The organism is Roseateles sp. (genome assembly GCF_039595295.1).
Classification (GTDB): domain Bacteria; phylum Pseudomonadota; class Gammaproteobacteria; order Burkholderiales; family Burkholderiaceae_C; genus Roseateles.
The window spans coordinates 1-19,961 of record NZ_JBCNLU010000040.1 but is presented as its reverse complement, the minus strand read 5'-3'; the positions used below and the strand labels follow the sequence as shown (position 1 = coordinate 19,961).

The window sequence follows — 19,961 nt, the reverse complement described above, 5'->3', positions numbered from 1 at the left end:
TCGCGCGCGGATGCAATGACTTGGAACGGTACTCCTGCGACGCGCCAATGGTTATACGATGTGTCGTATAGCCTATATAAGCCATTTCTTATGTCGCAGAACTCCCAGTTCGACAAGATCGACCTTCTTCTGGTGCGGGTGCTGCAGACCTTGATTTCCGAGCGCAGTGTGTCCAGGGCCGCGATGCGGCTCGGCAGCACGCAGCCCGCCTTGAGCGCGCAGCTGCGGCGTCTGCGCACCCTGACGGGCGACCCGCTGCTGGTGCGCAGCGGTGCCGGGATGACGCCCACCGCGACGGCGCTGGAGCTGCTCGCCCCCGCCGAACGCCTGCTGCGCGAGGCCGACGAGCTGTTCGGCACGCGCCTGCGCAAGACCGGCTTCGACCCTGCCACCGCACAGCTGCGCTTCCGGCTGGCCGCGAGCGATTACCTGGATCCGCTGTTCCTGCCGCTGCTGGTGGCGCGGTTGCAGCGCCTCGCGCCCGGCGTGCAGCTGGACCTGCAGCCGCTGACGGCCGAGTACGACTATCGCGCCTCGCTCGCCCGCGGCAAGGTGGACCTGGTGATCGGCAACTGGCTGGAGCCGCCCGCCGAGCTGCACCTGGGGCGCTTGCTGGTGGACGAGGTCGTCTGCCTGGTCAGCAAGGACCATCCTGCCGCCCGCATGGCGCCGCGCGCCTGGACGCAGGAGCGCTATCTCGCCTGCCAGCATCTGGCGCCGATGCCGCTGAGCCCCGGCCAGCCCGGCGTGATCGAGCAGCACCTCGCGTCGCTGGGCCTGGAACGCCGCATCGCGGTACGCGGCGCGCATTTCAGCCAGCTGCCGCAGATGGTGGCGCGCAGCTTGCTGGTGCTGACCACCGGACGGCTGTTCTGCAACCGTTTCCTCGACCAGCTGCCGGTGACCGTGCTGCGCTGCCCCGTGGCCTTCCCGGCGATGACCTATTACCAGCTCTGGCACGACGTCAGCCACAACAGCGCGCCGCTGCGCTGGCTGCGGGAGCAAGTGCGCGAGGTCGCCCGTGAGCTGGTGCCTTGATTCCGCAGCGCCCGCGTGCTCCGTGTTCCGAGCGCCGCCGTCCTCTTATCCTTTCGTTCTCCTCCCTGATTCCGCATGACGACTGATCGATCCGCCGCTCCGGCGCGCCTGGCCCTGAAGGGCGACTTGCTGGACTTCGTCGCCGCGCCGCAATGGGCGCGCGTGGACGATCCCGCCGTGCGCTTCTTCCCCGACCACTGGCTGCTGATCGAGCACGGCCGCATCGCCGGCATCCAGGCCGCCGATCCGGGCGAGGGCTGGCAGCGCGAGGACCACTCGGGCCGGTTGATCCTGCCGGGCTTCGTCGACACGCATGTGCACAGCCCGCAGCTGGACGTGATCGCGTCCTACGGGACCGAGCTGCTGGACTGGCTCAACACCTACACCTTCCCGGCCGAGGGCCGCTACGTCGACCCCGAGGTCGCGCGCTTGGGCGCCGACCGCTTCCTGGACGCGCTGCTGGCGCACGGCACGACCTCGGCCGCGGTCTATCCCACGGTGCACAAGGTCTCGGCCGACGCGCTCTTCGACGCGGCCGCCGAACGCGGCATGCGGCTGATCACCGGCAAGGTCCTGATGGACCGCCACGCGCCCGAGGGCCTGCGCGACGACGTCGTCCAGGCCGAGCGCGACTGCCTGGACCTGATCGCCCGCCATCACGGCCGAGAGCGCCTGTCCTATGCGGTCACGGTGCGTTTCGCGCCCACCAGCACGCCCGAGCAGCTGGCCATGGCCGGCGCACTGTGCCGCGCCGATGGCAGCCTCTACATGCAGACCCACGTGGCGGAGAACCGCGGCGAGGTCGAGTGGGTCGCCAAGCTCTTCCCCGAGGCGCGCAGCTATCTGGACGTCTACGACCGCGTCGGCCTGCTGCATCCGCGCGCGGTGCTGGCGCACGGCATCTGGCTGGACGACGAGGACCGCCGTGTGCTGGTGCGCAGCGGCGCGCAGATCGCGCATTGCCCCTCGTCCAACCTGTTCCTGGGCAGCGGGCTGTTCGACTGGACCGGCGCGCTGCAGGCGGGCGTGCGCGTCAGCGCGGCGAGCGACGTCGGCGGCGGGACCTCGCTGTCGGCGCAGCGCACGCTGGCGGACGGCTACAAGGTGCAGGCCTTGCAGGGCCAGCGGCTGACGGCCTGGGCGGGCCTGCACGCGGCCACGCGCGGCGCTGCCGAGGCCCTGGGTTTGTCGGAGGAACTGGGCCACTTCGGCGTGGCTACACTGGCCGACGTCTGTATCTGGGACTGGGCCGTCGGGCCGGTCGCGCAGGCCCGCATGGACCTGGCCCGCGATCCGCATGAACGCGCCTTCGCCTGGATGACGCTGTCGGACGAACGCAACCTGGTCGCCAGCTATGTCGCTGGCGCGCTCCGTTACCGGAGACCCTGAGGAGCCCCATCCACCCATGAGCCCGCCGCGCCTGGAACTTCGCCGCATCAGCAAGCAGTACCCGGGCGTGAGGGCCAATGACGCGGTCTCGCTGCGCGTCGCGCCGGGCGAGATCCATGCGGTCCTAGGCGAGAACGGCGCCGGCAAGTCCACGCTGATGAAGATCATCGCGGGCGCGGTGCAGGCCGACGGCGGCGAGCTGCTGTGGGACGGCGTCGCGCAGGCGCTGCGCACGCCGGCGCAGGCCCGCGCGTTGGGCATCAGCATGGTCTATCAGCACTTCTCGCTGTTTGATTCGCTGAGCGCCGCGCAGAACATCTGGCTGGGGCTGGATCGCTCGTTCACGCTGGACGCGGTGCGCGCGCGGGTGCGCGAGCTCTCCGCCGAATACGGCCTGCCGCTGGACCCCGAGCGGCCCGTCCACGCGCTGTCGGTGGGCGAGCGGCAACGCGTCGAGATCCTGCGCGCGCTGATGACCTCGCCGCGCCTGCTGATCCTGGACGAGCCGACCTCGGTGCTGACGCCGCAGGCGGTGGAAGCGCTGTTCGTGACGCTGCGGCAGCTGGCCGCGCAAGGCTGCGCGATCCTGTACATCAGCCACAAGCTCGACGAGATCCGCGCGCTGTGCCATCGCTGCACGGTGATGCGCGCGGGCCGGGTGACCGGCGAGGTCGATCCGCGCGAGCAGACCAACGCCGGCCTGTCGCAGCTGATGATCGGCGCGGAGCCGCCCCAGCTCGCCGCGCGCGTGGCGCATGCGGACGCGCCGGTGCGGCTGCGGGTGCGCGGGCTGAGCCTCGCGCCGGAGACGCCGCATGGCACGGCGCTGACGGACATCGCGCTGGAGCTGCGCCGCGGCGAGATCCTCGGCCTGGCCGGCGTGTCCGGCAACGGTCAGCAGGAGCTGCTGCGCGCGCTGTCCGGCGAGGATCGGCGAGCGCCGCGCGGCGCGATCACCTGGGTGGACGATGCGCCGCGCGCTGCCGGGCACGGCAGCGAAGGGGGCCCTGAGGCGGGCCGCGATGGCGGCGCTGCGATCGTCGATCTCGGCGCGCTCGGTCCGGGGCGCCGTCGCGCGCTGGGTCTGCATCACGTGCCGGAGGAGCGGCTCGGGCGCGGCGCGGTGCCGGCGATGTCGCTGGCGCAGAACACCTTGCTGACCCGGCGCGAGCCGGTCGGCGCCCTGGGCCATGTGTCGACCGCCAAGGCCGCGGCGCTGGCGCGGCGGCTGATCGAGCGCTTCGGCGTGAAAGCCGCCGGACCGCAGGCGACGGCGCGCAGCCTTTCGGGCGGCAACCTCCAGAAGTTCATCATGGGTCGCGAGATTGACGCCGCGCCCAAGGCGCTGATCGTCGCGCAGCCGACCTGGGGCGTGGACGTGGGCGCCGCGGCGCAGATCCGCGCGGAGCTGCTCGCGCTGCGCGAGGCCGGTTGCGCCCTGCTGGTGCTGAGCGAGGAGCTCGACGAGCTGTTCGAGCTCAGCGATCGCCTGATGGTGATGGCGCGCGGACGGCTCTCGCCGGCGATCCCGGTGGCCGAGGCCAGCGTGCAGCGCATCGGCCTGTGGATGAGCGGCTTGTGGGAGGAGGGCGTCCATGCTCCGGCTTGAACCGCGGGCGCAGCCCTCGCTGGCGATGTCGCTGGCCTCGCCGCTGATGGCGCTGGCGCTGACCACGCTGATCGGTGTCGCGCTCTTTCTCGCGCTGGGCAAGGACCCGGTGCAGGGCTTGCGCATGTTCTTCTGGGAGCCGCTGCGCAACGGCTACGCGCTGGGCGAGCTGGGTCTGAAGGCGACGCCGCTGGTGCTGATCGCGCTGGGCCTGGCGGTGGCCTTCCGCGCGAACGTCTGGAACATCGGCGCCGAGGGCCAGTTCGTCGCCGGCGCGATGGCCGCGGGCTGGGTCGCGATGCAGGCGGATGCCGGCAGCACGAAGCTGATCGTCGTGCCCATCCTGATTGCCGGCGCGCTGGGCGGCATGGCCTGGGCCTCGATCGCGGCCTTCCTGCGCGACCGTTTCCACGCGAACGAGATTCTGGTCAGCCTGATGCTGGTCTACGTCGCCGAACTGCTGCTGCAGTACCTGGTCTACGGGCCATGGAAGGACCCGGCCGGCTACAACTTCCCGCAGACCATCACCTTCCTGCCCGCCACGCAGTTGCCCAAGCTCTTCACCGGCACGCGGCTGCACATCGGCGTGTGGATCGCGCTGGCGGCGGTGGTGGGCTGCTGGTGGCTGCTGTTCCGATCGATGGCGGGCTTCGCGCTGCAGGTCGGCGGTGTCGCGCCGATGGCGGCGCGCTATGCGGGCTTCTCCTCGCGCGGCGCGCTGTGGGGCGCGATGGCGCTGTCGGGCGGGCTGGCCGGACTCGCGGGCGGGTTGGAGGCGGCGGGACCGCTGGGGCAGCTCACGCCGTATGTGCCGGTGGGCTACGGCTTCGCGGCCATCATCGTGGCCTTCGTCGGCCGGCTGCATCCGGTGGGCATCGTGCTGTCGGGGATCTTGATGAGCATGTTCTACATCGGCGGGGAGCTCGCGCAATCGCGGCTGGGCCTGCCCAAGGCCATCACCGGCGTGTTCCAGGGCCTGCTGCTGTTCAGCCTGCTGGCCTGCGACACGCTCATCCATTACCGGATCCGCAGCGTGCGCGGTCTCGGCGCGTCCAAGGAGGCGCGCTGATGGAGACCTACGCGCTGCTCATCGCCGCGACGCTGAACGCCGGCACCTTGATCGCGCTGGCCGCGCTGGGCCTGCTGATCAACGAGCGCGCCGGCGTGGTGAACCTCGGCGCCGAGGGGATGATGCTGGTCGCCGCGATCGCCGGCTTCGCGGCCGCGGTGCACAGCGGCAGCGACGTGGTGGGCTTTCTGGCCGGCATGGGCGCGGGCGCGCTGATGGCGCTGGCCTTCGGCCTGCTCGCGGTCTATCTCAACACCAACCAGTACGCGACCGGCCTGGCGCTGAGCCTCTTCGGCGCGGGCTTCTCGGCCTTCGTCGGCCAGAACTACGTGCAGGCCAAGCTGACCGAGCGGGCGCACTTCGCGGTGCCTGGTCTTGCCGACATCCCCTTCATCGGCCCGGCGCTGTTCCGCCAGCACCCGCTGGTGTACGGGGCGATCGCGCTGACCGTCTTGTTGGCCTGGGCGCTGGCTCGCACCCGCACCGGGCTGGTGCTGCGCGCGGTCGGCGAGTCCCCCGAATCGGCGCATGCGCTGGGCTATCCGGTGCGGCGCATCCGGCTCGCGGCGGTGATCGCCGGTGGTGCCTTGTGCGGGCTGGCGGGCGCCTACTGCTCGGTGGTCTACACGCCGCTGTGGGTGGAGGGCATGGTCGCCGGCAAGGGCTGGATCGCGCTGGCGCTGACCAGCTTCGCGACCTGGCGTCCGGCACGTGTCTTGCTCGGCGCCTGCCTGTTCGGGGGCGTCACCATGCTGCAGTTCCACCTGCAAGGGCAGGGCGTGCAGGTGGCCAGCCAGTTCCTGAGCATGCTGCCCTACCTGGCCACGATCGTGGTGCTGGTGCTGATCTCCCGCAACGAGAGCTTCATCCGCGCCAACATGCCGGCCTCGCTGGGACGCCCCTTCCATCCCGGCACCTGATTCCTATGGAGAGCCCATGACCCCTCGCGCCCTCAATGCCCTCAACGCTCGCAGTGCCGACGCCGGCGCCTCGAACGTCCGCGGCTTCACGCGTCGTCCGCTGCTTGCCGTCGCGGCGGCCTCGCTGTTGCTGCTCGCCGGCTGCGGCAAGAAGGACGAGGCGCCCGCCGGCGCGGCGTCCGCGCCCGAGGCCGGCGCCACTGCGGGCAGCGCCGCGCCGGGCGAGCCGCTGAACATCGCCTTCGCCTACGTGGGCCCGGTGGGCGACGGCGGCTGGACCTTCGCCCACGACAACGCGCGCAAGGCGCTGGAGAAGGAATTCGGCGCCCGCATCAAGACCAGCTTCGTCGAGAAGGTGCCCGAGGCGGCCGATGCCGAGCGCGTCTTCCGCGACATGGTCCAGCAGGGCAACACGCTGGTGTTCGGCACGACTTTCGGCTACATGGAGCCGATGCTCAAGGTCGCCGCCGACAGCCCGCAGGTGAAGTTCGAGCACGCCACCGGCTACAAGCAGGCGGCCAACCTGCGGACCTACGACTCGCGCACCTACGAGGGCGCCTACATGGCCGGGCTGGTCGCGGGCGCGATGAGCAAGACGGGCACGCTGGGCGTGGTCGGCTCGATCCCGATCCCTGAAGTCATCCGCAACATCAACAGCTTCACGCTGGGCGCGCAGAGCAGCAACCCCAAGATCACCGTCAAGGTGGTGTGGGTCAACGACTGGTTCAACCCGCCGCAGGAGACCAACGCCGCGCAGACACTGATCAACGCCGGCGCCGACGTGTTGATGCAGAACACCGATTCCAGCGCGGTGCTGCAGACGGCGGAGAAAAACGGCAAGTACGCCTTCGGCTGGGACTCGGACATGAGCGGCTACGGGCCCAAGGCCCATCTGGGCTCGGCGGTGATCAACTGGACCCCGTATTACGTCGCGACGGTGAAGTCGGTGCTGGACGGCAGCTGGAGCGCCGGCCCGGGCAAGCACAGCTGGTGGGGCGTCAAGGAAGGCGCGATCGATCTGGTGTCGCTCAACGCGGCGGTGCCGGCCGAGGTGAAGGCCAAGCTGGATCAGGTGAAGGCCGGGCTCAAGGACGGCAGCTTCGTGATCTGGAAGGGCCCGATCGCCGGCCAGGACGGCAAGGAGGTCCTGGCCAAGGACGCCGTCGCCGACGACAAGTTCCTCCAGGGCATCAAGTTCTACGTCAAGGGCGTCGAGGGTCAGGTGCCTGCGGGCAAATGAAGTCAACACAACAGGGAGACACGATGAGAGAGATGACGTTGCGCGCCACGGTCGGCGCGGCCTGCCTGGCCATGGCCACGGGCCTGGCGATCACGTCGACGGCGCAGGCCGCCGACAAGCCCGCCGGCAAGCCGGTGAGCTCGGCTGCGAGCTCGGCCGCGAAGGCGGCTTCCCCGCGCGCCGCCAAGCCCTACACGATCGAGCAGTTCATGGCGACCACCTCGGTCACCGGCGCCTCGTTCTCGGCGGACGAGAAGCGCATCCTGTTCAGCAGCAACGTGACCGGCGTGTTCAATGTCTACAGCATCTCCGTCGACGGCGGCGAACCGGTGGCGCTGACAACCTCCAAGACCGACACGCATTACGGCGTGGGCTATTTCCGCAACGACGATCGCGTGCTTTACACCCGCGACAAGGGCGGCGACGAGAACAACCACCTCTACGTCCGCGAGCTCGACGGCAGCGAGAAAGACCTGACCCCCGGCGAGAAGGTCAAGGCCGGCTTCAGCGGCTGGGGCCAGGACGGCAACAGCTTTTACGTGACGACCAACGAGCGCGATCCGCGCTTCATCGACCTCTATCGCTACGACGCCAAGACCTATGCGCGCGAGCTGGTATATCGCAACGACGACGGCATGGCCGTCTTCGGCGTCAGCGGCGACGGGCGCTGGGTCGCGCTGGGGCGGACCAACACGACGGCCGACTCCGACGTGTACCTCTACGACACGCAGAGCAAGCAGACCCAGCACCTGACGCCGCACGAGGGCGTGGCTTCGTTCAGCGCGGCGGGCTTCGATCCGGAATCGAAGACGCTGCTGATCCTGTCCAACCAAGGCAGCGAGTTCACGCGGCTGCAGGCCTACGACCTGGCCTCCGGCCAGACGCGCGAGATGGAGAAGGCGGACTGGGACATCGTCTACAGCGTGTTCTCGCGCGACGGCCGCTACCGCGTCACCGGCATCAACGCGGACTCCAGCCTGGAGCTGCGCATCGTCACGGCGGCGGACGGCAAGCCGGTCGCGCTGCCCAAGCTGCCGGGCGGCGAGCTGCGCGGGGTGAGCTTCTCCCGCACCAGCCAGCGCATGGCCTTCTATCTGAATGGGGACCGCTCGCCCAGCAATCTCTACGTCTACGACTTCGGCACCAAGCGCGCCAAGCAGCTGACGCAGAGCCTGTCCAAGGAGATCGATCCGGAGGAGCTCGTCGAAGGCCGCATCGTGCGCTTCAAGTCCTTCGACGGGATGGTGATTCCGTCGGTCTACTACCAGCCCAAGGAGGCCTCGCCCACGCACAAGGTGCCGGCGGTGCTCTACGTCCACGGCGGCCCGGGCGGGCAGACCATGCGCGGCTACAACGCGACCATTCAATACCTGGTGAATCACGGCTACGCGGTGCTGGGCATCAACAACCGCGGCAGCTCCGGCTACGGGAAGAGCTTCTTCACCGCCGACGACGGCAAGCACGGCCGCGAGCCGCTGTGGGACTGCATCGAGGCCAAGACCTATCTGGCCGGTACGGGCGTCATCGATCCGGAGCGCATCGGCATCATGGGCGGCAGCTACGGCGGCTACATGACGCTGGCGGCGATGGCCTTCCGGCCCGAGGCCTTCAAGGTCGGCATCGACATCTTCGGCGTGTCCAACTGGCTGCGCACGCTGGAATCGATCCCGCCCTACTGGGAGAGCTTCCGCAAGGCGCTGTACCAGGAGATCGGCGATCCGGTGAAGGACAAGGAGATGCTGATCGCGACCTCGCCGCTGTTTCATGCCAAGGAGATCCGCAAGCCGCTGATGGTGATCCAGGGCAAGAACGACCCGCGCGTGATCAAGCCCGAGAGCGACGAGATCGTCGAGGCGGTCAAGAAAAACGGCGTGCCGGTCGAGTACATCGTCTTCGACGACGAGGGCCACGGCTTCAGCAAGAAGAAGAACCAGATCGAGTCCAACCGCCAGATGCTGTCCTTCCTGGACCGCTATCTGAAACCGGGCGTGCAAGTCGCCAAGCCCTGAGGGCGTTGCACGGCTTACAGCTGGTTGCGGCGCATGTTCGCAGCGCAGGCAGGATCCGTCCCCTATGCCCGGCCGAAGTCGCCGGGCGCTTTTTCGTTCAGAGAGAGAAGCGCCGCTTCCAGGCGTCTCGCGGGCCCTGCGCCCGCGGCGCGAGAAGCGGCAACTCGCTTGGGGGATTGCTACATGCGGTTCGAAGGAACGTTGGACAGCTGGTACGCCGAGCGCGGCCATGGGCTGGTGCGACCGGAGCAGGGCGGCGAAGCGCTGTTCGTGCACGTGTCGGCTTTCCCGATGGACGGGCAGTCGCCTCAAGAGGGCGAGCGCATCAGCTTCGAGGTTGTGTCCAAGAGTGACGGCAGCAAACAGGCGGTCCGCCTGCAGCGGCTGTCGGCCTACAAGGTGCCGTCGCAGCTGCGCCCGGCGCGTCAGGGCTCGCGCCCGCCGCGGCCGATCGGCCGCCGGCGCGCGTCGCCGCTGGTGTGGATGGTGCTGGCGCTGCTCGCGCTGGGCGTGGGCGCGACCGTGTGGTCGCCCGCCAGCCATGCGCTGGTCGCGTCGCGCGAGGCCGCGCGGCATTGATCAGGCCGACGATCAGACCTTCATCTCCAGCCGGACCTGCCACACGGTGAAGGTGCGGCCGGTACTCTCGCTGGTGACGATGCGGCCCGGCGTGATGGACAGGCTGCCGTTGCCGTAGCTCAGCGGTTGCAGGTTGCTGGCGGAGACCCGCAACGCCACGGCGGACGAGAAGGTCCACATCGCGGAGACGTCGATGACGCGCTTCTTGTCGACCTCGGCCAGCACCTGGTTGCTCTGCTGCAGCAGGTTGGACGGCGTGTAGTTCAGCGAGGCGCCCAGCGTCAGCGGGATGGCGCGCAGGCGGTAGTCCGCGCCCAGGTTGGCCGTGTAGCGCGGCTGCTGGTCCAGCCGGTTGTTGGGGCCCTGGATCCCGTCGACCGACGAGTGGAACAGCGACAGGTTGCTGCGCATGTTGATGGGCAGCGCGTCGGTGAGGTACTCGTCGAGGCGGAACTTGGCTTCCAGCTCCACGCCGTAGGTCGTGGCGTCGCCGATGTTGCGCGGACGCACGACGTAGCGCGGGACCGGCGAATACGGGACCGGCTCCAGCAGCGCCTGATTGCGGATCAGGTCGGTGATGCGGCGGTAGAAGAAGTTGGCGCTGAGCAGGCCGCCCTTGCTGAGGTACTTCTCGTAGCCGATCTCCACGCCGGTGGCCATCTCGGGCTTGAGGTCCGGATTGCCCATGCGGTCGGGCGAATCGATGGTGTTGGTCGTGCAGGGCGGCTGCGTGGGGTCGCCGCAGGCATAGCGGTTGCTGATGCTCAGCCGGCCGACGATGTCGTTCAGGTTGGGCGAGCGGTAGCTGCGGGTCAGGCTGGCGCGGATCTGTTCCTTGCTCTTCTCGTCGAGCTTGTAGACCGCGTGCAGCAGCGGCGTCATGACGCTGGAGCTGTTGCTGATCGGGCCCATGTTGCTGGTGCTCTCGGTCTTGATGCCTTCCCAGCGCAGACCGGCATAGAAGCCCCACTGCTTGCCGACGCTCCACTCGTCCTGCGCATAGGCGGCGAAGCGGCGGGTGGACGCGTTGACGTTGTCGCCGAAGTCGGCCAGGAAGACGCAGGGCGCGCCGGCCGAGCCCTCGACATAGCTCTGCAGGCAGGTGCGGGTCTGGTTGCGGCGCGTACCTTCGCCCTCGATGCCGGCGACCAGGTTGTGCTCGTTCTCCAGCTGGTGGCTGAGCTTGGAGCTGAAGCTCCACGAGGTGTCGCGGCTGCGGGTGTCGTCGTCCTGCGTGCGGTAGAAGCTCAGGCCGTTGTCTTCCTCGCGATGCGAGGCGTTCCGCATCGTCATCCGGCCGACGCCGAGGCGCGATTCCAGGCGCGATTGCTCGTCGATGCGCTTGTTCCACTGCAGGTTCAGTCGCGCCATGGCGGCGCGGCTGGTGTTGTCGGCGGACGCGTCGGTGTAGCGGATGTGGTCCAGGTCGGTGGCGGGCAGAGAAGGGCTCTGGTCCTGGTTGAACTGGCTGGCGCCGGTGCCGCGGTTGACCATGACGAAGGGCTGCAGCGCGAGGGTGTCGCCCCCGTCCAGGCGCAGCTGCAGGCGGCCGGTCAGGTTGAGCGACTTGCGCTGGTCCTCGGTGTTGCCGGTGTTGGTGAGCCGGGTCTGGCGGGTGACCTTGCCCTGGCTGTCCAGCAGCTGGGTCAGCGAGTTGGAATTGATGTCGTCGACGCGCTTGTGCTGCATCGCGTTGACGGTGATGTTGTAGGCGCCGCCGTTGTCGTCGAGCTTGTCGTTGCGGGTCCAGCTCAGATGCGGGGTGACGTGGTCGCGCTCGAAGGTGGAGGCCAGGCGGATCTCGTTGAGGCGGCGCTGCAGGGCTTCGCGCAGGACGACGTTGATGGTGCCGGCGATGGCGCGGGCGCCGAACTCGGCGGTGGGGGCGCGCATGACTTCGATGCGCTCGATCTGTTCGGGCGGGAGCTCGTCGAGCGAGAAACCCGGCGGCATGCGTTCGCCGTTGACCAGGATCTGCGTGTAGCCGCCGCCCATGCCGCGCATGCGGACTTCGCCGCCGCGGCCGGGGCGGCCGCCGGTGGTGACGCCGGGCAGGCGCTTGAGGACTTCGCCGATGGTGCTGTCGCCGTAGCGCTCGATCTCCTCGCGGCCGATGATGATCTTGGAGGCGGTGGAGGCGCGGCGCTGGTCGTCGTCGCGCGAGGTGCCCTGGATCTCGACGCGGTCGAGGCGGGCATCGGGCTTGGCGTCCGGCTTGGCGGTGTCGGCGTCGCGGGTGCGGGGGTGCTGCTGGGGCGCGGGGGCCTTCTGCGGCGGGGATTCGGCGGGCGGGGCGGACTGGGCCCAGGCGGAGCTGCTGAGGCCGAGCATCAAGGCAATGGAAAGCGGATGCAGGGCGGGGCGGCGGGTGCGTGTCATCGGAGCAATGGCAGGGCAAGCGCGGCCAGTCTGGCGACGGCTGTGACGGAAGCGCGAGGGTGTGATCGGGAGGCCGGCGGACCGTGTCGGAGCGGACACGACGCAAGCGGCCGCAAGGATGGCATGGTGTACGTTTGGTGACGAAGGTCGCCCCGGACTTTCAACCTTCTTTACCTTGAGGTGATGGCCCCGCGCGACGGGGGGTGGGGCAAACCCCGAGGGAAGGCCCATATCCACGGGGTTGTCCGCGGTCGATGAGGTCGCCTGCGGCGGTCGTGTGCGCTCGCACCCGCCCATGAAGAAAGCCACCCCTGGGGGTGGCTTTCGGAAGAGGGTATCCGTGACGCTGGTGACGGGTTCCAGCTCTCTGCCCTATGTCGCAGCCGGTTGATGTCTCGGATGCGTTGCATTCTGCCCAGGCTCCGTGACAGTGCTTTGACGATCAGCAAGGTCAATCCGGCCCAGTTGCAGCGATGGGCGATTGGCGCCCGAGGCGCAAACCCTGACCCCCGTCGTCCGCCCTCCGCTTCGGCTGCCGGAGCTAGGCGCCCGGCAAGCCGAGGAAGCGGAAGGGCTTGCTCTCCTTGAACTGGGACGAGACCTCGCCCGCGAAGACGTTCTTCTGATGCTCGCCCAGCGCCAGCACCTTGACCTTGCCGCTCTTCTCCGAGAAATCGATCTTCTTCAGATCGACCCAGAAGGCGTTCGGCGTCAACGCCGATTCGAAGAAGTAGAGCTTGCGCTTGTGATCGACCACGGTGCGCCAGCGCGTCGATGAGATGTTGGGCTCGTTGGGCGTGCTGATGCCCAAGGGCACCGAGGCATTGCGGATCACGCTGAACATCGCCGCCAGCGCGAGGTCCGGATCTTCATAGCGCGGAATCGCATTCACATAGAAGCTCGCCCGCGCGAATCGATCGGACGCGCGATTGGTGCCGGGCAGCATCACTGTGCCGCCGATCTGCTTCCAGTACTCGTTGAGCGCCAGCTGATGATCGAAGGTCGGCGAGTTGGTCATGACCTGGTACTCGCGACCATGGTGGATGACCTGCTTGCCGTCGATGTACTCGACGATCGCGCTGTCCCCGCTGGCGTCGGACAGCGAGAGGTGCAAGGTGGCCAGGCGGTCCTCGCCGGGCACGTTGTCGGTGACGGGTGTGAAGGGCTCTCGGCGTAGCGCTTCGACGGCCTCGCGCACGCTGCCGAAGCTGTCCAGCACGTACTGCGCCCAGGCCGCGATCGTCAGGCCGGGCTTGGTCCCGTCGAACTTCGGATACTTCGATTCGACCAGCCACAGCACGTTGGCCGAGAGACCGGCTTCATTGACGCCGTCCGTGGTGGAGATGTCGTAGCCGGTGGCGATGACGCTCCCATAGCGAGAGGTCCATTTCAGCGAGTTGGGGCCGGCCTCTCCGGTGCGCGCCATCCCGCGCGGAAAGATCCAGAGGTTGGTGGCGACGTCCACTTTCCAGTCCATCGACCGGACGGTGATGACGTTGCCATTCGGTCCCAGATAGACGGCCCGAGTGCAGGCCTGGGCGGATTCACCGAATGGCGCCGCACTGAATGCGGTGATGGCCGTGACAGCCGCGAGCGCGCTGAGCGCCTGGCGGGTCCGCGTGAAGAGCCTCATCGATCGCGTCATCGTGTCCTCCCTGGACGAGCGGTGAAACAGACATGCAGGACTCGGAGGCCATGACTCGAAGCGATCGGGTGACGGCCGGGTCGGAGCGACCGTATCATGGACCGCACTGTCATCGCCACCGGGGAGTTGTCATGCGTCGCCTGTTTGCGTTTCCGTCCGCTGCGGCCTGGTCCGCATTGGTGTTGGGGGTGTGGATCTCGGTCGGACTGACCACGCCCGCGCACGCCGCCGGCTGGATCGCCGCGCTGAAGAACACGCCCGCCGAGAACTTCGACGACGAGGATCTGCGGATGTTCCTCGACGCGGCCAACAAGACTTTGAGCGCCACGGGCACGCCCGAGGAAGTCCGCTGGAGCAATCCTGCGACCGGCGCCGCAGGCCGCTTCAAGGAGCTGCGGCACAGCGAGACCCAGGACGGCCGCAGCTGCAAGCGCGTGCAGGTGTGGGTGTCGTCCAAGAAGCGGTCGGAGAAGTCCAGCGTCTGGAATGCCTGCAAGTCCGCGGAAGGCCGCTGGGAGCTCTCAGCGGGCAAGTGACGACGTGACGATCTCATCGACCGGAAAGCCGGAGCAGTGAGACGACTGCTCCATCTGACGAGTCGCCATCGTGCGCCGTCCACGAATCAGGCACTCGGGCTGCTGCTGGCGTTCAATGCCGGCGCGGTGAATGCGGGCGGCTTTCTCGTCCTGCAGCGCTACACGTCCCACATGACCGGCTTCGCGTCGCAGCTCGCGGACGGCGCGGTGCTGGGGCAGGGGACGCTGGTGCTCAATGCGCTGGGCGCGATCCTCGCCTTCGTCTGCGGCGCGGCGGTCTGCGCGATGCTGGTCAATTGGGCGCGGCAACACCGATTGCGCAGCGTCTATGCACTCCCCTTGATGCTGGAAGCGGCCTTGCTGTTCCCGTTCGGATTGATGGGCGCGATCACGCTCACCTGGCACACGCCCTTCGCGGTGCCGCTGACGGTGCTGCTGCTCTCTTTCATCATGGGACTGCAGAACGCGGTCGGATCCAAGACTTCGGGCGGGAGCATCCGCACGACGCACATGACCGGGAACATCACCGACCTCGGCATGGAGCTGGGGAAGATGCTGTATTGGAATCGCCGTCCCGAGCAGACGCGGCCGGCAGTCCGGCACGACCGCCTGCGCGCCAAACGTGCCGGGGGATTGCTGGCGGCCTTCGTGATCGGCGGCGCGGCCGGGGCGCTGGGATTCAAGCACGTGGGATTCGTGTGCGTGATTCCATTGGCGGCTTTGCTGTTCGTGTTGTCGCTCCCGCCGATGTCGAGAGACTGGGCCATGTGGCGGGAGTTGCTGAAGCGGGGACCGCTGAAACGCGATCAATGAGGGCGCGCGTGGGGTAAGAAGCCAGTGCCCTTCGCGCCCTTCGCGCTCTTAGCGCTTCTGCAAGCGTTGCTGCCGGGCAGCCTCGCGCTGCTCGATTTCCTGCTGACGGGCAATCCGATCGGCCTCCGCCGGATCGGCCGCGCTGTGCATGGCCTCCGCACGACGACGCGCATCGGCGGCGCCGGTCAGGCTGCTCTGCGCATCGACGGCCTGCTTGCTGATGTTCCAGTCGGCGGCGTTGTATCGGCCCTGACCCTTCTGGCATTGCCGCGCGCGGCGGATCTCATCCTGGACGAATCGTTTCGCCTCGGTGCTGAGCGAGAAGGAGCTGGCCTTGGTCTCCATGCCGGCGATGTCGCGATCGGAGGGACAGACATTCGCGGGCGCGGTCGGCGCCACGGGCGGACGATTCATGGCCGATTGCCGGTCGGCTTCCGCGGCGGCTTCGGCCTCGGCGGCGATCGCCGCGACGCGGGCGCGATCGGTGGAGGCGTCGACCGAATTGCTCTGCAGCTTGCGCGCGGGCATGGCCTCGCCTTTGCTGGGGCACGGGACGTCGGAGTAATGGACCTTGCCGTCGACGACGCATTTCCAGACTTCGGCGTGGGCGTTGCCCGAGCAGGCCGCGCTCATCGCGAGGGCCAGGACGGAAATGATGTGGGCGCGCATGTTTGATCTCCCTGAAGCTAGGTCGAACGCGCGAGCGCCGACTCCCGTTTACCTGGCCGACAGAGTTTTGGAAATGGGTCGATTGGCATGTCGCCCTTGCCGGTGACCCACCTGACCAATGTCAATCGGATGGCGGGATTCGATCGATACATTGGTCTTCGCACTCGCCGAAGTCCGGCGATATGAAAGGGACAGTCATGACGAATGAGCGTGGTCGCGCAATGCAATCCCAATCGCTGTCGACGCCGGTCGAAGCCAATGTCGGAGAGCGCTTCTGGCGCAAGGGCCCGACCGACACGCTGCCGCCGTCGGACATGACCGGCAACTACATGCGGCACCGCCCGGTGCCGATCGAGCCGGTCGAGGGCCGCAAGGCCTGGATCATCGGCGGCGGTATCGCGGGATTGGCCGCGGCCTTCTACATGATTCGCGACGGCGGCATGAAGGGCGAGGACATCACCATCCTCGACACGCTGAACATCACCGGCGGGTCGCTGGACGGCGCCGGCAATGCCGAGGACGGCTACATCGTCCGCGGCGGCCGGGAGATGAATTGGAACTACGACAACTTCTGGGACGTCTTCCAGGACGTGCAGGCGCTGGAGCTGCCGGAGGGCTATAGCGTTCTCGATGAATACCGGCTCGTGAATGACAACGATCCGAATTGGTCGAAGGCGCGGCTGATGCACAAGCAGGGCCAGATTCGCGATTTCTCGACGCTGGGGCTGAGCAAGTCGCAGCAGTGGGAGGTGATCAAGCTGCTGCTCAAGCGCAAGGAGGAGCTCGACGACGTCACCATCGAGGAGTACTTCAGCCCGGGCTTTTTCGAGACCAATTTCTGGTATCTCTGGCGCTCGATGTTTGCCTTCGAGAACTGGCAGAGCCTGCTGGAAGTGAAGCTCTACATGCATCGATTCCTCGATGCGATCGACGGGCTGACGGACATGTCGGCGCTGGTCTTCCCCAAGTACAACCAGTACGACAGTTTCGTCGTGCCGCTGACGCGCCATCTGAAGGCGAAGGGCGTGCAGGTGCGATTCGATACGCGCGTGCATGATCTGGATTTCGCTGAGGAGAATGGCGGCCGCCGGGTGACGGCGATCCGTTGCAAGACCGGCGGGAACGAGGATTCGATTGCCGTCGGGCCGCGGGACGTGGTGTTCGCGCTGACCGGCTCGATGACGGAGGGCACCGCCTACGGAGACATGAACACGGTGCCAGTCCTTGCCCGTGGGAATGAGGAGCCTGGCGAGGACAGCGATTGGACGCTCTGGAAGAACCTGGCGAAGAAGTCGCCGGTCTTCGGTCGGCCGGAGAAGTTCTACGGGAATGTCGCGGGCTCGATGTGGGAATCGGCCACCTTGACCTGCAAGCCCTCGCCGCTGGTGGATCGGTTGAAGGAGTTGTCGGTCAACGACCCGTATTCAGGCAAGACGGTGACGGGCGGGATCATCACCTTCACCGATTCCAACTGGGTGCTGAGCTTCACCTGCAATCGGCAGCCGCATTTCCCGACGCAGCCGGATGACGTGCTGGTGCTGTGGGTCTATGCGCTCTTGATGGACAAGCAGGGCAATTACGTCCGCAAGACCATGCCGGCCTGCACGGGCCGGGAGATTCTGGAGGAGCTCAGTTATCACCTCGGCATCGTGGACCGCATGGACGAGATCGCGGCGAATACCAAGGTCCGTACGGCGCTGATGCCCTACATCACCGCCCAATTCATGCCGCGCGCCGCGGGCGATCGGCCGCATGTGGTGCCGGAGGGATGCACGAATCTCGCGCTGGTCGGGCAGTTCGTGGAGACGAGCAATGACATCATCTTCACGATGGAGAGCTCGGTGAGGACGGCGCGGATCGGGGTGTATACGCTGCTCGGGCTGCCCAAGGTCGTGCCGGATATCAGCCCGACGCAATACGACATCCGGAACATCCTCAAAGGCGCCAGAGCGCTCAACAACAACGAGCCATTCCCGGGAGAACGGCTGTTGCATCGGCTGCTGGGGCACACCTACTTTGCGCACATCCTGCCGCCATTGCCGGAGAAGGAGGAATCCCTCGCCGATCGCGCGGAGGCGGAACTCCATTCCTTGCTGGGGAAGGGGAGTCAGGCGGTGGGGGCGGTGTCGGGGTGGTTGGAAAGGGTGAGGGAGGGATTGGGCGGCAAGTCGAAGTGACGCGCGCCTAGTGCGCGACGTCTTGCTCGTGCGGCGGCCAGCAATGAGTTCGGCCGCCGGTTTCGCGGACCGCTTTCAGCGATACCTCCTCTGGGAAGAGGCCCGAGTCGCAGAGCTTGCCGAAGAACTCCGTGCCGCCTGCGCATTCGGTGGGAATGCCGATGGGTTGCTCGCGGCCGCGTACTTCGATGAGGATCACATCGGAGTTGTAGAGCCCGGCATCGATGAAGCAGACGCGAGTCACATCCTTCCATTGGAAGTGCTCGGAGGAGGTGGGTGTTTCGCCGTCGTGGCGATGCACGCGGAACTCGGTGTCGTCGAAGTCGATGGAGATCCGATCAGCGACGGGAGGTCGCAAGGGCGGATCCCCTAACAAGAAGATTGCTAGAAGTACAAGGATCAACGCGCTGAAAGCTAGGAACATGGACATGGAGCGATCAATTTGTTTTGCTGATCGACTGGGTCCCCTTGAGGTCAGGAATTCAACTTACTCGCCGGCAGAATTGATATTGGACAGAGCTAGGGGTCCCTTAGGCTTCGAGTAAAGAGGGCTCTCGGATATATGGGTGTTGACGACAATCGGATTAATTTGACCATGCGTGAATGGTCTGATCTTCCATCGGAACTGAGTTTTGTGCTCCGTTCCGTCTAAGGCGTGACAGAAGATCGTAGCTTTTAATGTCATTCCTTCTTCGTAATAGACGGATCCGACCTGAAGTCCGCGGGTGAAAATGGTACAGAGGAGGTGGCTCGGAAAATCTACGATTCTCTTTTGGTTTGGGGAGCAGCTTGCGATCTGAGTCGTCCATCTCCGGTAAAGAGGTGTTCCGGATTCTCCGCCGGCATGAGAAGGAACTATGAGAGTAGGATGTGTTCCCGTTGTGTAATGGAAATTCTCAATCTTGACGCCAAGGGCAGAGTACCGTTCTGAAAGGGCGTAATCGCCGAGTGAATCGGATAGCTCCCAAACAATCGATATTTCAATCGCAGGGCTTTGTCCGAAGTTTTGGAGTAGAAACGTCGGTGGTTTTGGGTTTTCATCTTTCCAATGTGCTCGGGAAAGGTAAACGGGCTCGCTATTTAGGCTGAGCTTGTGTGGCCAATGGCCTGAGAGATCAAAAAAATCGCGTTCGAGTATTATTCTTGGAGTGACTTCGTCTCGTCGTGCTAGTCGCGCCTCATCCAAAGCGCCACGAGCCGCCTCCGCGCTGTCCTTTGAGGTTTTGGCGCTGACGGCGGCAAATATGGCTGCTGCAATGGTGCCGAATGCCGAAAGAACCGCGACTCCGAGTTCGACCAGCTTCATTGAGTCCGATTCGCCCTTTGGGAGGATTGGTTTGAGCAGCGTTGCTATGCCCCAGATGGTCATTCCAAAACCCAATGCGATGAGCGGCCAGTCTCGTTTGGTCATGTGACTCCCATGGTGTCGTGCTTTTCTGGTGCGGCGTAATGTTCACCGAACGGCCTGCTTCGCGCAATGCTGAGGTGCAGCACAGTCCGAGATGACCATGCTTTGCGTGAGTTGAGGTTTTCCACGTAAGCGGAGCGAGCGATGTGGTCGAGGCTGACGATGTTTTCTTTGATCCGTTCATTCCAATGGGAGTGTGGCGATTGGCCCGCGCTCGGCATATGACCTCGGTTCCGAAGAGCAGCTGGGATCGGTGACCGTGCCGCGAGCGTTGCTTTGAGCTAGCTAGATGCGCGGCGGTTGCATCGTTGGGATGCGGTCCCTCGGATCTCGGTGGTAAGAAGCAATCGACGCGACCAAAGAAAAAGGTTCATCGCCGATCTCCGGGGAATGCTGCCCGGATCTTGAGGAAGAAGTAGTCGTCATCGCGGAAGCCGTAGGCCATGCGCTTGATGACTTTGATCTTGTTGTTGATACCCTC

The 19,961-nt window shown here is 66.5% G+C and carries 17 protein-coding genes; 11 read left to right on the top strand and 6 right to left on the bottom strand.

Annotated elements, in window-relative coordinates; genetic code table 11:
* Positions 1-90 precede the first annotated feature (90 nt).
* The 8 genes from ABDW59_RS20870 to ABDW59_RS20835 all read left to right on the top strand — a co-directional run bounded on the left by ABDW59_RS20870 (position 91) and on the right by ABDW59_RS20835 (position 9,853).
* The gene (locus ABDW59_RS20870; protein ID WP_343632715.1) at positions 91-1,038 is read left to right on the top strand and encodes a LysR family transcriptional regulator; all 948 of its coding nucleotides are present in this window, start codon (positions 91-93) and stop codon (positions 1,036-1,038) included.
* Positions 1,039-1,113: 75 nt separating this feature from the next.
* Entirely contained in the window at positions 1,114-2,427 is a 1,314-nt protein-coding gene (gene guaD / locus ABDW59_RS20865) for a guanine deaminase (RefSeq protein ID WP_343632713.1), read from the top strand.
* Positions 2,428-2,443: 16 nt separating this feature from the next.
* Entirely contained in the window at positions 2,444-4,036 is a 1,593-nt protein-coding gene (locus tag ABDW59_RS20860; protein WP_343632711.1) for an ABC transporter ATP-binding protein, read from the top strand.
* Positions 4,023-5,105 carry an ABC transporter permease gene (locus ABDW59_RS20855; RefSeq protein WP_343632709.1) on the top strand — a complete coding sequence of 361 codons (1,083 nt, stop codon included), beginning with the start codon at positions 4,023-4,025 and terminating at the stop codon, positions 5,103-5,105. The genes ABDW59_RS20860 and ABDW59_RS20855 overlap by 14 nt, the downstream gene beginning before the upstream one ends.
* A complete protein-coding gene (locus ABDW59_RS20850) occupies positions 5,105-6,025 on the top strand; it encodes an ABC transporter permease (RefSeq protein WP_343632707.1) in 921 nt (306 codons plus the stop codon). Before ABDW59_RS20855 ends, ABDW59_RS20850 begins: the two co-directional genes overlap by 1 nt.
* 16 nt (positions 6,026-6,041) lie before the next feature.
* Positions 6,042-7,265 carry a BMP family ABC transporter substrate-binding protein gene (locus tag ABDW59_RS20845; RefSeq protein WP_343632705.1) on the top strand — a complete coding sequence of 408 codons (1,224 nt, stop codon included), beginning with the start codon at positions 6,042-6,044 and terminating at the stop codon, positions 7,263-7,265.
* 23 nt (positions 7,266-7,288) lie between these two features.
* Positions 7,289-9,274 (top strand): S9 family peptidase, encoded by a 1,986-nt coding sequence (locus tag ABDW59_RS20840; protein WP_343632703.1) that lies wholly within the window; start codon positions 7,289-7,291, stop codon positions 9,272-9,274.
* 183 nt (positions 9,275-9,457) lie between these two features.
* Complete coding sequence (locus ABDW59_RS20835) at positions 9,458-9,853, top strand: cold shock domain-containing protein (RefSeq protein WP_343632701.1); 396 nt, start codon at positions 9,458-9,460, stop codon at positions 9,851-9,853.
* Positions 9,854-9,865: 12 nt separating this feature from the next.
* Here the strand turns inward: ABDW59_RS20835 and ABDW59_RS20830 are convergent, their stop codons facing one another.
* Positions 9,866-12,232, bottom strand: coding sequence for a TonB-dependent receptor (locus tag ABDW59_RS20830; RefSeq protein WP_343632699.1), 2,367 nt, complete (start codon positions 12,230-12,232; stop codon positions 9,866-9,868).
* Positions 12,233-12,773: 541 nt separating this feature from the next.
* A complete protein-coding gene (locus ABDW59_RS20825; protein WP_343632697.1) occupies positions 12,774-13,877 on the bottom strand; it encodes a linear amide C-N hydrolase in 1,104 nt (367 codons plus the stop codon).
* A gap of 131 nt (positions 13,878-14,008) precedes the next feature.
* Between ABDW59_RS20825 and ABDW59_RS20820 the strand changes: the two genes are divergently transcribed.
* Both ABDW59_RS20820 and ABDW59_RS20815 read left to right on the top strand, forming a co-directional pair.
* A complete protein-coding gene (locus ABDW59_RS20820; protein ID WP_343632695.1) occupies positions 14,009-14,413 on the top strand; it encodes an RT0821/Lpp0805 family surface protein in 405 nt (134 codons plus the stop codon).
* A gap of 36 nt (positions 14,414-14,449) precedes the next feature.
* Positions 14,450-15,226, top strand: coding sequence for a YoaK family protein (locus ABDW59_RS20815; protein ID WP_343632693.1), 777 nt, complete (start codon positions 14,450-14,452; stop codon positions 15,224-15,226).
* Positions 15,227-15,274: 48 nt separating this feature from the next.
* Here ABDW59_RS20815 and ABDW59_RS20810 read toward each other — a convergent pair whose 3' ends face one another.
* On the bottom strand, positions 15,275-15,895 hold the full coding sequence (locus tag ABDW59_RS20810; protein WP_343632691.1) for a DUF4124 domain-containing protein: 621 nt from the start codon (positions 15,893-15,895) through the stop codon (positions 15,275-15,277).
* 2 nt (positions 15,896-15,897) lie between these two features.
* Between ABDW59_RS20810 and ABDW59_RS20805 the strand changes: the two genes are divergently transcribed.
* Positions 15,898-18,072 (top strand): oleate hydratase, encoded by a 2,175-nt coding sequence (locus tag ABDW59_RS20805; protein ID WP_343632689.1) that lies wholly within the window; start codon positions 15,898-15,900, stop codon positions 18,070-18,072.
* 7 nt (positions 18,073-18,079) lie between these two features.
* Here ABDW59_RS20805 and ABDW59_RS20800 read toward each other — a convergent pair whose 3' ends face one another.
* From ABDW59_RS20800 to ABDW59_RS20790, 3 genes are all read right to left on the bottom strand, one after another.
* Entirely contained in the window at positions 18,080-18,502 is a 423-nt protein-coding gene (locus tag ABDW59_RS20800; RefSeq protein ID WP_343632687.1) for a hypothetical protein, read from the bottom strand.
* A gap of 57 nt (positions 18,503-18,559) precedes the next feature.
* A complete protein-coding gene (locus ABDW59_RS20795; RefSeq protein ID WP_343632686.1) occupies positions 18,560-19,483 on the bottom strand; it encodes a hypothetical protein in 924 nt (307 codons plus the stop codon).
* A 367-nt stretch (positions 19,484-19,850) separates the two neighbouring features.
* On the bottom strand, positions 19,851-19,961 hold a 111-nt coding region (locus ABDW59_RS20790), incomplete at its 5' end, for a transposase (RefSeq protein ID WP_343632743.1).